The sequence below is a fragment of the Kitasatospora gansuensis genome (assembly GCF_014203705.1).
Taxonomy (GTDB): domain Bacteria; phylum Actinomycetota; class Actinomycetes; order Streptomycetales; family Streptomycetaceae; genus Kitasatospora; species Kitasatospora gansuensis.
Map to the genome: position 1 here is coordinate 5,187,508 of NZ_JACHJR010000001.1, position 13,849 is coordinate 5,201,356.

Annotated in this window: 12 protein-coding genes and 1 tRNA gene; 9 read left to right on the forward strand and 4 right to left on the reverse strand. The window is 69.6% G+C overall.

Annotated features, from left to right (window positions below; translation table 11 throughout):
- Positions 1-143 precede the first annotated feature (143 nt).
- On the reverse strand, positions 144-1,433 hold the full coding sequence (locus F4556_RS23205; protein WP_184919179.1) for a PTS transporter subunit EIIC: 1,290 nt from the start codon (positions 1,431-1,433) through the stop codon (positions 144-146).
- Between the two features lie 346 nt (positions 1,434-1,779).
- Between F4556_RS23205 and F4556_RS23210 the strand changes: the two genes are divergently transcribed.
- The 4 genes from F4556_RS23210 (at position 1,780) to rdgB (ending at position 4,055) form a co-directional block, all read left to right on the forward strand.
- Positions 1,780-2,013: a PTS sugar transporter subunit IIB gene (locus F4556_RS23210; protein ID WP_030060521.1), complete on the forward strand. Its 234-nt coding sequence runs from the start codon at positions 1,780-1,782 to the stop codon at positions 2,011-2,013.
- A 136-nt stretch (positions 2,014-2,149) separates the two neighbouring features.
- Positions 2,150-2,875 carry a ribonuclease PH gene (rph, locus tag F4556_RS23215; RefSeq protein ID WP_184919180.1) on the forward strand — a complete coding sequence of 242 codons (726 nt, stop codon included), beginning with the start codon at positions 2,150-2,152 and terminating at the stop codon, positions 2,873-2,875.
- A gap of 164 nt (positions 2,876-3,039) precedes the next feature.
- Positions 3,040-3,426, forward strand: a complete 387-nt coding sequence (locus F4556_RS23220; RefSeq protein WP_184919187.1) for a DUF8711 family protein — start codon at positions 3,040-3,042, stop codon at positions 3,424-3,426.
- Positions 3,427-3,446: 20 nt separating this feature from the next.
- Positions 3,447-4,055, forward strand: coding sequence for an RdgB/HAM1 family non-canonical purine NTP pyrophosphatase (rdgB, locus tag F4556_RS23225; protein WP_184919189.1), 609 nt, complete (start codon positions 3,447-3,449; stop codon positions 4,053-4,055).
- A 66-nt stretch (positions 4,056-4,121) separates the two neighbouring features.
- On the opposite strand, the gene F4556_RS23230 is transcribed toward rdgB, so the two are convergent.
- Positions 4,122-4,196: transfer RNA gene (locus F4556_RS23230), tRNA-Leu, on the reverse strand.
- Entirely contained in the window at positions 4,174-4,731 is a 558-nt protein-coding gene (locus F4556_RS23235; protein ID WP_184919191.1) for an HNH endonuclease signature motif containing protein, read from the reverse strand. Before F4556_RS23235 ends, F4556_RS23230 begins: the two co-directional genes overlap by 23 nt.
- A gap of 366 nt (positions 4,732-5,097) precedes the next feature.
- Here F4556_RS23235 and F4556_RS23240 point away from each other — a divergent pair, with 366 nt between their 5' ends.
- The 4 genes from F4556_RS23240 to F4556_RS23255 all read left to right on the forward strand — a co-directional run bounded on the left by F4556_RS23240 (position 5,098) and on the right by F4556_RS23255 (position 12,690).
- Positions 5,098-7,500 carry a chitinase C-terminal domain-containing protein gene (locus tag F4556_RS23240; protein WP_313069245.1) on the forward strand — a complete coding sequence of 801 codons (2,403 nt, stop codon included), beginning with the start codon at positions 5,098-5,100 and terminating at the stop codon, positions 7,498-7,500.
- Positions 7,501-7,686: 186 nt separating this feature from the next.
- The gene (locus F4556_RS23245; protein ID WP_184919195.1) at positions 7,687-8,283 is read left to right on the forward strand and encodes a WXG100-like domain-containing protein; all 597 of its coding nucleotides are present in this window, start codon (positions 7,687-7,689) and stop codon (positions 8,281-8,283) included.
- A complete protein-coding gene (locus F4556_RS23250; protein WP_184919197.1) occupies positions 8,280-12,230 on the forward strand; it encodes a DUF6531 domain-containing protein in 3,951 nt (1,316 codons plus the stop codon). Before F4556_RS23245 ends, F4556_RS23250 begins: the two co-directional genes overlap by 4 nt.
- Positions 12,231-12,255: 25 nt before the next feature.
- Positions 12,256-12,690: a hypothetical protein gene (locus F4556_RS23255; protein WP_184919199.1), complete on the forward strand. Its 435-nt coding sequence runs from the start codon at positions 12,256-12,258 to the stop codon at positions 12,688-12,690.
- A gap of 42 nt (positions 12,691-12,732) precedes the next feature.
- Here F4556_RS23255 and bcp read toward each other — a convergent pair whose 3' ends face one another.
- Positions 12,733-13,209 carry a thioredoxin-dependent thiol peroxidase gene (bcp, locus tag F4556_RS23260; protein ID WP_184919201.1) on the reverse strand — a complete coding sequence of 159 codons (477 nt, stop codon included), beginning with the start codon at positions 13,207-13,209 and terminating at the stop codon, positions 12,733-12,735.
- Positions 13,210-13,363: 154 nt separating this feature from the next.
- Between bcp and F4556_RS23265 the strand changes: the two genes are divergently transcribed.
- Entirely contained in the window at positions 13,364-13,702 is a 339-nt protein-coding gene (locus tag F4556_RS23265) for a DUF3618 domain-containing protein (protein ID WP_184919203.1), read from the forward strand.
- Positions 13,703-13,849: the final 147 nt, after the last annotated feature.

The following is a 13,849-nucleotide window of genomic DNA, read 5'->3' on the forward strand; positions in this document are numbered from 1 at the left end:
ACACGGAACTGAAAAAATTCCGACACCGAATATGTGGTGAGTGTTTCGCGGAATTCCGACAGGGGCGTTGGTCCTGTTCGGGGCATGCCGAAAGGCCCCCGGGCCGGTGGGTCCGAGGGCCTTTTCCGGGAATTGTCGGAGCGTCAGGCCTTGGTGACGTCCTCGATCTCGTCCTCGTCCTCGCGGCCGGGGGTCTTCAGGTCGAACTTGGTGATGATGAAGCGGAAGAGCGCGTAGTAGACCACCGCGAAGCAGAGTCCGATCGGGATGATCAGCCAGGGTTTGGTGGCCAGGCTCCAGTTGATGACGTAGTCGATCAGACCGGCCGAGAAGCTGAAGCCGTCCTTCACGCCGAGCGCCCAGGTGACCGCCATCGAGACGCCGGTCAGCAGCGCGTGCACGCCGTACAGCGCGGGGACGATGTAGGCGAAGGAGTACTCGATCGGCTCGGTGACACCGGTGACGAAGGAGGTCAGGCCGACCGAGAGCATCAGGCCGGTGATCTCCTTGCGCCGGTGCGGCTTGGCGCAGTGCGCGATGGCCAGGGCGGCGGCGGGCAGCGCGAACATCATGATCGGGAAGAAGCCGGAGGTGAACTGACCGGCCGTCGGGTCGCCGGCCAGGAAGCGCGGGATGTCGCCGTGCACCACCGAGCCGTCCGACTTGGTGAAGTCGCCGAACTGGAACCAGAGGAAGGTGTTCAGCAGCTGGTGCATGCCGATCAGCAGCAGGGCGCGGTTGGCCAGACCGAACAGACCGGCACCCCAGGCGTCCAGGTCGGAGAGCCACTGGCTGAAGTCGGTCAGCGCGTCGCCGATCGGCGGCCAGACCCAGAGGCAGAGGCAGGCGAACGCCAGGCCGAACAGGGCGGTGATCATCGGGACCAGGCGGCGGCCGTTGAAGAAGCCGAGCCAGTCGACCAGCTTGGTGCGGTGGTAGCGGACCCAGAGCCAGGCCGACACGAAGCCGATCAGGATGCCGCCGAGCACGCCGGGGTTCTGGTAGACGGCGTTCGCCGCCTTCTTCGAGCTGTAGTCCACGCACTGGTTCCCGACCAGGGTGGTGGTGCCCGCGCAGTCGACCGGGAAGGCCTGGAGCACCTTGTAGTAGACGAGGAAGCCGACGACCGCCGCGAGCGCGGTCGAGCCGTCGGCCTTCTTGGCCATCCCGATCGCCACACCGATGCAGAACAGCAGCGGCAGGCCGAGGTTGGAGTCGAGCAGGGCGCCGCCGGCGGCGGCGAAGACCTTCGCCACGTTGTCCCAGCCGAGGCCGTCCTTGCCGAAGACGTCGTCCTGGCCGAGCCGGTTCAGGATGCCGGCGGCCGGCAGCACCGCCACCGGGAGCTGGAGGCTGCGGCCCATCTTCTGGAGGCCGCCGTAGAAGCCGTGCCACCACTGGGCCTGTGGAGCCGTGGCGCCTGCCGAACTCATCATCGTCCTCCGAGTGCCGGATGTGTCCGGGCCCGGAACACCGGCGGGCGTTTCCGCGTTGTCCGAAGTGCACCTAATATTGGTGTAGACCACTTGCGGGGCAGTGTGGACGCGCCGGGTCCAAGGTCCTGCTGATCGTCATCCTGTGATGAAGATCGGCAGCGCGCGCGTCCTGCTGGGCCAAAAGTGAACTAACGTGGCAAGTCGGTCGAACTCGGGCGATGCTGGTCGCGCGCTGTTGTGGGCGCGGCAACTGAGTCCGTGTCACCTTCCGACGACAGCCATCAGCACCGAGCGGTACGGCACCGGGCAGAGCTGCCGGGAGCCGAGACAGAGGGAGAAAGACATGGCCAGCAAGGCTGAGAAGATCGTCGCCGGTCTCGGCGGCATCGACAACATCGAAGAGGTCGAGGGCTGCATCACCCGCCTGCGCACCGAGGTGAAGGACGCCTCCCTGGTCGACGAAGCCGCGCTGAAGGCCGCCGGCGCCCACGGCGTCGTGAAGATGGGCACCGCGATCCAGGTCGTGATCGGCACCGACGCCGACCCGATCGCCGCGGACATCGAGGACATGATGTGAGCTGAGACCTCATCGGTCTCACCGCTCCGGCCCGTCACCCCGTCAGGGGGTGGACGGGCCGCAGTGTTTCCCGAACGTCTTTCCCGACCGGCGGTGTTTCCCGCCGCTTCGTTCGGAGCGGCTAGGCTCGGTGCCTATGTCACGCATCGACGGCCGCACCCCCGAACAGCTCCGCCCGATCACCATCGAACGAGGCTGGAGCAAGCACGCCGAAGGCTCCGTCCTGGTGTCCTACGGCGACACCAAGGTGCTCTGCACCGCCAGCGTCACCGAGGGCGTCCCCCGCTGGCGCAAGGGCACCGGCGAGGGCTGGGTCACCGCCGAGTACTCCATGCTCCCGCGCGCCACCAACACCCGCGGCGACCGCGAGTCGGTCCGCGGCAAGATCGGCGGCCGCACCCACGAGATCAGCCGCCTGATCGGCCGTTCGCTGCGCGCGGTGATCGACCACCGGGCGCTCGCCGAGAACACCATCGTGCTCGACTGCGACGTGCTCCAGGCCGACGGCGGCACCCGCACCGCGGCCATCACCGGCGCGTACGTGGCGCTGGTGGACGCGGTCTCCTGGGCCCGCGACAAGAAGCTGCTCCGGGCGAAGGGGCAGCCGATCACCGGCGGCGTCAGCGCGGTCAGCGTCGGCATCATCGACGGCGTCCCGATGCTCGACCTCCGCTACGAGGAGGACGTCCGGGCCGAGACCGACATGAACATCGTCTGCACCTCCGACGGCCGCTTCGTCGAGGTGCAGGGCACCGCCGAGGGCGCGCCGTTCGACCGCGCGCTGCTCGACCAGCTGCTCGACCTGGGCACGCTGGGCTGCGCCGAGCTGGACGAGATCCAGCGCAAGGTGCTCGAGGGCTGACCGGGCGTCAGACCGTACGGGCTCCGGGAGTGGCCGCTGTACAGGCGGGGCCCGGAGCCCGTACGGTTCGGGCCGTCAGCGCGGTACGGGAACCGGCGGCGGCCGTGCCGTCGTCCTCCTGACCGTCGGACCCGCCCCAGCGTCTTCACATCGGAGGACCTTCGATGCCCCTCAGCATCAACCGTTCCGCCACCCTGTCGGTGGCCGCGCTCGCGCTCCTGCTGCCGCTCGGCGTGGGGTGCTCGGCCGCCCAGAAGGCGCTCGACTGCGGCAACACGGCGGTGCGGATCAGCAGCGACTTCGCCGCGGTGAGCCAGGCCTGGGGCAACGCGGGCAACGACCCGCAGGCCGCCGGGCAGGCGCTGCAGACGCTCAAGAACGACCTCGACGAGCTGGGCCGCAACTCCAGCGACACCGACGTCAGCAAGGCGATCACCGACCTGCAGACCCAGGTCGAGAAGACCCAGCAGGCGATCAACGCCAAGCAGGTGCCCGACCTCAAGCCGCTCGGCGACGCGGCCTCCAACCTGAGCAAGGCCTGCACCGGCTGACGGCGAATAGGGTGGTCGGCATGACTACCCGACGCCTCGTCCTCGCCACCCGGAACCAGCACAAGGTCGCGGAGCTGCACGCCATCCTCGGCGCGGCCGGACTCGACGTGGAGCTGGTCGGCGCCGACGCCTACCCGGAGATCCCGGACGTCCCCGAGACCGGCGTGACCTTCGCCGAGAACGCCCTGCTGAAGGCGCACGCGCTGGCGCGCGCCACCGGCCTGCCCGCCGTCGCGGACGACTCCGGTCTCTGCGTCGACGTGCTGAACGGCGCGCCCGGCATCTTCTCCGCCCGCTGGGCCGGCAAGCACGGCGACGACCGGGCCAACCTGGAGCTGCTGCTCGCCCAGCTCGGCGACATCGCCGAGCCGCACCGGGGCGCGCACTTCGCCTGCGCCGCCGCACTCGCCCTCCCGGACGGCACCGAGCGGGTGGTCGAGGGCCGGCTGCTCGGCACCCTGCGCACCACCCCGGAGGGCGACGGCGGCTTCGGCTACGATCCGATCCTCCAGCCCCTCGGCGAGACCCGCACCTGCGCCGAACTCACCCCCGCCGAGAAGAACGCCATCAGCCACCGCGGCCAGGCCTTCCGCGCCCTCGCCCCGGTGGTGCGCGAGCTGCTGGGCTGACAGTCCGTCGGCCGACGGGACGGCAGGAGCCCCGACTGCGTTCGGCAGTCGGGGCTCCTGTGCGTGTGCGCCCGGTGGGACTCGAACCCACGACAATGCGGACCTAAACCGCACCCCTCTAGCCAGCTGGGGTACAGGCGCTCGGCATCGTCAGCCTACCGCGTGCCCCGCACACGGAGGTATCGAGAATCGGGGAGGCCGGCTCGCGGCGCTTCTGGTTCCGGCCGCAGTACGTGGGTGTGATGGAGTGACAGTTCGGGCAGAGCAGGCGCAGGTTCTCCGCCCGGTTGTCGAGCCAGTTGCCGTCGATGTGGTCGACCTCCAGGGTCAGCTCGCAGCCGAGCCAGCGGGGGCCGGTCCCGCACGACTCGCAGGCCAGCGGCTGCCCGATCCGGACCAGCGCGGCCCGGAGCCGGCGACCGGGCACGCGCGGGCCGCCGGGCGGGCGCACGGTCAGCACCTCGGACGGCTCCCGCCGGGGCCCGAGCTGCTCGCCCCGGTTGTGTGCCTGGCCCGTGACGTGGCCGGTGTCGATGCCGTAGTGCCTGAGCCGGCCGCTGAGGTAGCTGTGGGTGCCGCCCGCCAGCGGCACGTCGAGTCGGCGCAGCATGGCGTTGACGCTGTCGCACTCGGCGGCCAGCGCGGTCAGTAGCTCGCGGGTGTACTTGACTGTCATGTCCGCCCCTTCCGGGTCGCGTTGCTGCGCCCGTCCCCACGGATACGAACGAGTGTTGGGGCCCAAGGGCACGGGGCGTGCGGAAGATGAACGGGTGATGAGGATCACCTGACGAAGCATGTCTCGGATGACTACCGATTGGTACAGACCTATTGACCTATGTGGTTCAGACCACATAGCTTCGCGCCAATCTGCAGCGCGGCAGCCGGGGTGTTGACCGGTCGTCAGCTGTGGTGTGTCCGACCTCCCCCACTGCGCGCCCCCACAGCGCGCGCCGGCACTCTCCCCCTGGAGGACCGAGTGTTGATCCGATCCACGACGGAGCAGCGTCCCACCGCTGCGGGCCGTCAGACGTCCGGCAAGCGGGTGGCCTTCGCCACCGCTGCCGCCGCCGGGTTGGCCGGTCTGCTGGTCGCCACGCTCGGTACGGCGCCCTCGCAGGCGGCGGCCGCTGTCGACAACCAGTCCTGTCGCCCTGACGGTATGTACACCACGCCCGGCGTGGACGTGCCCTACTGCAGCGTGTACGACACCGAAGGCCGCGAGAAGATGGGCGCCGACCACCAGCGCCGCATCATCGGGTACTTCACCGGCTGGCGTACCGGCAAGGACGGCACCCCCGCCTACCTGGTGAACAACGTCCCCTGGGACAAGGTCACCCACCTGAACTACGCGTTCGGGCACATCGACGGCAGCAACAAGCTCTCGGTCGGTGACGACACCCCGACCAACGAGGCCACCGGGATCACCTTCCCGGGCGTGGCCGGCGCCGAGATGGACCCGACGCTTCCGTACAAGGGTCACTTCAACCTGCTGACCAAGTACAAGAAGCAGTACCCGAACGTCAAGACCCTGATCTCGGTGGGTGGTTGGGCCGAGACCGGTGGCTACTTCGGGGCCGACGGCAAGCGCGTCAACTCGGGCGGCTTCTACTCCACCACGGTCAACGCGGACGGTTCGGTCAACCAGGCCGGCATCAACACCTTCGCGGACTCGTCGGTCGACTTCATCAAGAAGTACGGCTTCAACGGCGTCGACATCGACTACGAGTACGCCACCTCGATGAAGGACGCGGGCAACCCGCTCGACTGGACCACCGCGAACGCCAAGCGCGGCTCGGTGGTCAAGGCGTTCGACGCCCTGCTGAAGACCCTGCGCGAGAAGCTGGACCGGGCCGGGGCCACCGACGGCAAGCACTACATGCTGACCGTGGCCGCGCCGTCCTCCGGGTACCTGCTCCGCGGCATGGAGACGTACCAGATGGCGAAGTACCTGGACTACGTCAACATCATGTCGTACGACCTGCACGGCGCCTGGAACAAGTACGTCGGCCCGAACGCCTCGCTGTTCGACGACGGCAAGGACGCCGAGCTGGCGGCCGCCAACGTGTACGGCACCTCGCAGTACGGCGGCATCGGCTACCTGAACACCGACTGGGCGTACCACTACTTCCGTGGCGCGATGACGGCCGGCCGGATCAACGTCGGTCTGCCGTACTACACCCGTGGTTTCAAGAACGTCACCGGTGGCACCAACGGCCTGTGGGGCACCTCCTCGACCAACACCTGCCCGGCGGGCTCCGGTCTGACCACCTGCGGTGACGGCGCGAGCGGCATCGACAACATCTGGAACGACAAGGACACCAACGGGGTCGAGTCCCCGGCGGGCTCCAACCCGATGTGGCACGCCAAGAACCTGGAGAAGGGCATCGTCCCGGACTACCTCTCCAAGTACGGCGTGACCGACACCGCGCTCCAGGGCAGCTACACCCGCAACTACGACTCGACCCTGGTCGCGCCGTGGCTGTGGAACGCCACCAAGAAGGTCTTCCTCTCCACCGAGGACGAGCAGTCGGTCGGCGCCAAGGCCGACTACGTCGTGAACAACGGCATCGGTGGCGCGATGATCTGGGAGCTCGCGGGCGACTACCAGTGGGACGCCGCGAAGGGCCAGTACGTCCAGGGCTCGACCCTGACCTCGCTGATGTACGACAAGTTCAAGGCCGCCTCGGCGTACGGTGCGAAGCGCTCCACCATCGCGCTGCCGCAGCAGACCCTGCCGATCGACATCCAGTTCAACAACTTCGCGCTGGGTGACTCCAACTACCCGATCAGCCCGAAGATGCAGATCACCAACAACTCCACGGTGACCCTGCCGGGCGGTACCGAGTTCCAGTTCGACTACTCGAGCTCGGCCCCGGGCAACGCCAAGGACTCCTCCGGCTTCGGTCTCACGACGATCCGTCAGGACCACACCGGCAACAACGTCGGTGGTCTGAAGGGCATCTACAACCGGGCCTCGGTCAAGCTGCCGAGCTGGCAGTCGCTGGCCCCGGGTGCGTCGCTGACCATGGACTTCACCTACTACCTGCCGGTCTCGACCCCCTCCAACTGGACGGTCAACGTCGGCGGCACGCTGTACGGCCTGACCGGCGACCTGACCCGGGGCGGCAGCGGCGCGACCTCCTCGCCGTCCTCGTCCCCGAGCGGCAGCCCGTCGAGCAGCCCGAGCAGCAGCCCGTCCTCCTCGCCGAGCAGCTCCCCGTCGAGCAGCCCGTCGTCGAGCCCGAGCAGCAGCCCGAGCACCAGCGCCAGCCCGTCCACCGGGACCTGCACCGCTCCGAGCTGGAGCGCGGGCGCGGTCTACGCCACCGCCGGCACCAAGGTGTCCTGGAAGGGCCACCACTACACCAACAAGTGGTGGACCACCGGCGAGGACCCCTCGACCACCGGTCAGTGGGGTGTCTGGAACGACCTCGGGGTCTGCTGACCTGACGAGGTGAGAGACGGCGGTGGCGGTGCACCCGGTCGGGGGGTGCACCGCCACCGCTCTGTTGTCCCCGCAACCACCCCGGGACTTGTTCGCGTCCGAGGTTGCGGAACTTCCTTCGGACACGGGTGAGTTCACGTAGCCTTCCGGGGAATTGATCCAAACCTGCCAAGGGGGGGGCTTGTTGTGGGTGTGGTGCTGCCGGACGAACTGGCCTGGGTGCTCGATCTGATCGGGGTGAACTGGCCGAACGTCGACGAGGATGACTATCGCGAAATGGCCGATGCCATGCGGGAGTTCGCGAGCGAGATCGACGGCGGGGTGGCGGATGCCCACTCGGCGGTGCAGGACATGCTGGGAGCCAATGCCGGCCTGGCGGTGGAGGCGTTCGAAGCGCACTGGGGGAAGGTCTCCGGTGAGCATCTGCACCAACTCGCCGAGGGCGGGCGGTTGGTGGCCGTCTGTCTGGACGGCGTGGCGGTGGTCATCGAGGGCGCGAAGATCGCCGCGATCGTGCAACTGGGCATCATGGCGGCCGAGGTGATTGCTGCCCAGGCGGCGGCGCCGTTCACCTTCGGGCTGTCCGAGGTGGGTGCGCTGGGCGCGACCCAGGTGACCAGGGTGATCGTACGGCGGCTGTTGAAGGAGGCTGAGCAGCAGATCATCGACGAGCTGATCTCGATGGCGACCGGGCCGGTGATCGAGGCGCTGGGCGACATGGTGGGCAAGTTGGTGGTCAACCTGCTGGAAGGTGCGGCGGCGGACGGGGGCAAGGCGGCATGAGCGACGGCTTCAAGCACGACCCGGACTCGATGGAGAGTCTGGCCAAGAAGTTCGACCGGCACTCCGACGACCTGGCGGACTCGCACCGGAAGCATCACGGCAAGGCCCGGGCGGCATTCGGCCGGACCCGGGGCAAGGGCGGCCTGGCGTCTGCTGCGGAGCAGGGCATCGGCCAGTTGATGGACGTCATGGAGCAGGGGCAGAAGGCGCTCCGGAAGCACCTCAAGGACATGGGGACCGGTCTTCGGCAGACCAGCGCCAACCACAAGGCCACCGAACAGCGGATCGTGGACGCCCTCAAGGGCAAGGACGGCGGCCGTGACCCGGGCCGTAGTCCGGGCAAGGGCAACGGCTCCGGCAACGGGCCGGGTGGGCGACCGGGGCCACGTCGGCTGCGGGACAACGTGGCCGAGCCGCGGAAGGTGGCCGTGCCGCCCTCACGGCGCAAGTGCCGCAGCGATCCGATCGACATCGCGACCGGGGAGATGCTGCTGGAGCACGAGGACGTCCGGCTGCCGGGTGTCCTGCCGCTGATCCTGCGGCGTACCCACCTCTCCTCGTACCGCAGCGGCGGCTGGTTCGGCCCGTCCTGGGCCTCGACCCTGGACCAGTGCCTCGAACTCGACGCCGAGGGCGTGGTGTTCGCGGCGGAGGACGGGACCTTGCTGGTGTATCCGGCACCGGAGCCGGGTGAGTCGGTGCTGCCGCTGGAAGGTTCCCGGCTCCCGTTGCGTCGGACCGACTCCGGGTACCGGATCGGCCTTCCGGGGAGTGGTCAGGTACTGCACTTCGACGGGCCTGAGTCGGCGGCCGCGGACGGGGTGCGGTTGCCGCTCCGGGAGATCACCGACCGGAACGGTAACCGGATCGAGGTGGTGCGGTCCGCGGCCGGTGTGCCCGTCGAGCTTCGGCACAGCGGTGGGTACCGGGTGGCGGTCGAGGTGACGGGCCGTCGGATCACCGGCTACCGGTTGGTGGGGGCCGGGGCGGCGGACGACCCGAGGGGCGCCTTTCTGGCCGCCTTCCGCTACGACGGCAACGGCAACCTCTCGGAGATCCTGGACGCGGCCGACCGGCCGTTGCGGCTCGGCTACGACGAGGCCGGGCGGATCACCTCCTGGACCGACCGGAACCAGTTCCGCTACCGGTACCTCTACGACCGGGCCGGGCGGTGTGTCCAGACCAGGGGTGACAGCGGCTCGCTGGACGCGGTGTTCGGCTACGACCCGGCGAATCGGCTCACCACAGTGCGTGACTCGCTCGGGCGGGTGACGGTCTACCAACTCAACGAGTTGGGCCAGACGGTGACCGAGACCGACCCGAGCGGTGCCGTGGTCCGCTCGGAGTGGGACCGGTACGACCGCCTGCGGTCACGGACCGACGAGTTGGGCCGGACCACGTCCTACGAGTACGACGTGGACGGGAACCCGGCGTCGGTGACCCTGCCCGATGGGGCACTGGCCACCGCCGTGTTCGACCGGCACGGCAAGCCGCTCCAGGCCACCCAGCCCGACGGAACGGTCTGGCGCTACGAGTACGACGAGCGCGGCAACCTGCTACTGGCCGTCGACCCGATGGGCGCCGAAACCCGGTGCAGCTACGGTGACTTGGGGCACCTCCGGTCGGTGACCGACGCCTTGGGCGGTACCACCCGGTACACCACGGACGCCGCCGGGCTGGTGCTCTCCAGCACCGATCCGCTCGGTGCGGTGAGCACTTGCACCAGGGATGCGCTCGGCCGCCTGGCCACCGCGACGGACGCGGTGGGCGGTGTCACGTCCTACGGCTGGACGGATGACAGCCTGCCTGCCTGGCGGACCGATCCGGAGGGGCGTACCGAGCGCTGGAGTTACGACCCGCGCGGCGATCTGACGGAGTACCTGAACGCGGACGGCCGGGCCACCCGGTTCGAGTACGGCCCGTTCGGGACGACCAAGGCCCGGACCGGCCCGGACGGCACCAGGTACGAGTTCCGGCACGACACCGAGCTGCGGTTGGCCGAGGTGGTGAACCCGAAGGGCCTCCGGTGGAGTTACGAGTTCGGCCCGGCCGGCGAGCTGCTCTCCGAGACCGACTTCAACGGCCGTACGGTCCGTTATGTCAGTGATGCAGCCGGGCAGTTGACCGAGCGGACCAACGGCGCCGGGCAGTCCGTGACGTTCATCCGGGACGCAGCGGGCCGGGTAGTGGCCAGCCGGGCCGACGGAGGTGCGCAGACCTCCTTCGAGTACGACCCGGCAGGTCGGTTGGTCCGGTCGCTCGGGACTGACTGCACGGTTGAGTTCAGCCACGACCCGGCGGGCCGGATCATTGCCGAGACGGTCGACGGGCACCGCACGACCAGCGAGTACGACCTGCTCGGCCGGCAGGTCCGCCGGACCACACCGACCGGCGCGGTCTCCCGGTGGAGCTACGACGCCAACGGCCTGCCGACGGCGCTGTCCACCGTCGGGGGCGAATTCACCTTCGGGTACGACCCGCTGGGCCGTGAGACCGCGCGGCACTTCGGTGGGGCCGTGGCACTGACCCAGAGCTGGGACGGTTCGCACCGGCTGGTCGGCCAGGCGCTCTGGCGTGCCGACGAAGGAGTGGAAGGCACCGGGTACCGGCAGCTCCAGGGGCGTGGTTACGGCTATCGGGCGGACGGCCACCCGGAGATGGTCACCGACCAGTTGGGTGGGGACCGCCGGTTGGAGCTGGACCCGGCCGGGCGGGTCACCGCCGTGCGGGCGGAGCACTGGAGCGAGAGCTACGCCTATGACGCGCTGGGCAATCTGGCCGGGGCGAGCTTCCCCGGCCGGGACGACTCCGGTCAGGGCGAGCGCGAGCACGAGGGGACGCTGGTCCGCCGGGCTGGTCGGACCACCTACCGGCACGACGGCCAGGGCCGGGTGGTGCAGGCGGTCCGCCGGACCCTCTCCGGCCGGGAGCGCGAGTGGCGGTACAGCTGGGACGCGGAGGACCGCCTGGTCCAGGCGGTCACGCCGGACGGCGCGGTCTGGCGTTATCGCTACGACGTGCTGGGACGCCGGGTGGGCAAGACCCGGTTGGCGGACGACGGCAGGGTCGTGGAGCACACCCGGTTCAGCTGGGACGGGACGACCCTCGCCGAGCAGTGCACGACTTCCCCCGGCAGCGAACGGGCCGTCACCTGGGACTGGGAGCCCGAGGGCTACCGGGCCGTCAGCCAGCTGGACCGGTCCTGGCGGATCGAGGGCACCGAGCGGACGGAGACCGACCGGCGGTTCCACGGCATCGTCACGGACCTGGTGGGTGCTCCGGCCGAACTGGTCACCGCCGAGGGCGAGATCGCCTGGCGGGCTGTCGGCACGCTCTGGGGCCATCGATCCGGAGCTCCGGGCGCGATGGCCGACTGCCCGCTGCGGTTCCCCGGGCAGTACCACGACGCCGAGACGGGCCTGCACTACAACCTCGCCCGGTACTACGACGCCGACACCGCGAGCTACCTCTCGCCGGACCCGCTCGGACTGGCCGCGGCGCCCAACCACCATGGCTACGTGGGGAACCCGCTCTGGTGGGCCGACCCGCTCGGCCTCAAGGGCAAGAAGATCAGGCGGGTCTACGACGACTCGGAGTACGACAAGCACGGCAGTTCGTCCGGCTCTTCCGGCAAGGGCGAGGTCAGCCGGGCACCCTCCAACGGCCAGGCGGCGCTGGACCGTTCGATCGACATGGACCCGGACAACCCGAACGTCACCCGGCGCCTCGGGGTGGACCACGAGAACGACGAGATCGTGGTCCTGGACCGGCACCGCGAGATCAGCGACCCTCATGGCAACGTGACCGAGTACTACCACGGGCACGTCCAGTCCAAGTACCCGTCGAAGAGCGTGACCCAGGGCGATCTGACCAAGCTGAAGAAGGCTGGGATGATCGACAACATCAAGAAGCAGCGGGTGCTGCCGCCGCCGCCGTGCGAGAGCTGACGGGTCGCGCTGAGAGGTTGACGAGATGACTGGAGCGGCCGAAGGGGCGCTGACCGGGGTGGATGCCGCGTTCGAGCGAGGGGACCCCGAGGTGGGGACGGCGGTGGTCAGGCTGGTGTTCAGCGGGGCCGGGGTCGAGGAAGTGGCGCCTCGGGTGGTGCGGGCGCTGGGGTCGGCGGATGCCGGGGTCCGGCGGCTCGGCGGAGTTGCGGCGGGAGACCTCGCCAGGACTGCCGGGCGGCTGACGCCGCAGCTGTACGAGGTGCTTCGGGCGGAGGGGTTCGGCGGGGTGGCGGACACGGCGATCAAGGACGTCCTGACCTTCGTGCCGTTCCGTCGGCTGCCGGGCTGGTACCGGTGGCAGTGGCTGCGGCTGACGGTGCGTGACACCGTGCAGGGGTGGTGGCTGCGCCTGGTGGACCTGGCGGAGACGGGTTGGGCGGCCCTCCGACGGAGGTGACGGGGTGGTGGGCCGGAGAAGCCCACCACCCGTGACAAGGGGTCAGGCGGTCTCGACCTTGAGGTCGCGGAGCAGCTTGGCGACGTGGCCGGTGGCCTTGACGTTGTAGAGGGTGCGCTCGACCTTGCCCTGTTCGTCGACGATCACGGTGGAGCGGATCACGCCGACGTAGGTGCGGCCGTAGTTCTGCTTCTCGCCGTAGGCGCCGTACGCCTCCAGCACCGCGTGGTCCTCGTCGGCCAGCAGGGTGACCTTGAGGTTCTCGGTCTCGCGGAACTTCTCCAGCTTGGCCGGCTTGTCGGGGGAGATGCCGATCACGTCGTACCCGGCGCCCGCGAAGACCTCCAGGTTGTCGGTGAAGTCGCAGGCCTGCTTGGTGCAGCCGGGGGTGAGCGCGGCGGGGTAGAAGTACACGATCACCTTGCGGCCGAGGTGGCCGGCGAGGGAGACCTGGTTGCCGTCGGCGTCGGGCAGGGTGAAGGCGGGGGCGGTGTCGCCGGGCTGAAGGCGCTCGCTCATGGTGGGGCTTCTCCTCGTGCGGACTCGTTGGTCGTACCAGCGGCCAACCTACCCCCGTTGGTGGGTGGCACTGCGCGAGCCGGGCGGCGAGCTGACAGACTGACACCTGTCGTAACGGACACTGACGGACGCAACCAGTGAAGGGGTGGCCCGAGTGGGCAAGGCCGGGACAGACAAGGCGGCGCGGACGACCGCCCAGATCGAGGCGGACATCGCGCGGACCCGCACCCAGCTCGCGACGACCCTGGACGAGCTCGCGGTCCGGGTGCACCCGAGCACCATCGCGGCCCAGACCAAGGCCAAGCTGCTCGGTTCGGTCGAGGAGAAGGCCGGGCGGGCGTACGTCGCCGCGAGCGGTGCGGTGGAGCAGCTGAAGGCGCAGTTCACCGACGAGAAGGGGCAGCCGCGCAAGGAGCGGATCGTCCCGGCCGCGCTGGTCGGCGTCGGGGTGCTGCTGCTGGTGGCCTCGGTGCGCAGGCGCAAGCGCGGCTGACCGCCGTTCGTTCGGGAGGGGCCGGATCCGTCCGGCCCCTTTCGGCTGCCGGGGCAGCGTCACACCGACCGGGTCGGGCGGGTACCGTCGGGAGCGTGAACGAAGAGCGGAACGAACAGCACGAGGAGACCCGGCACGACCGGCTGG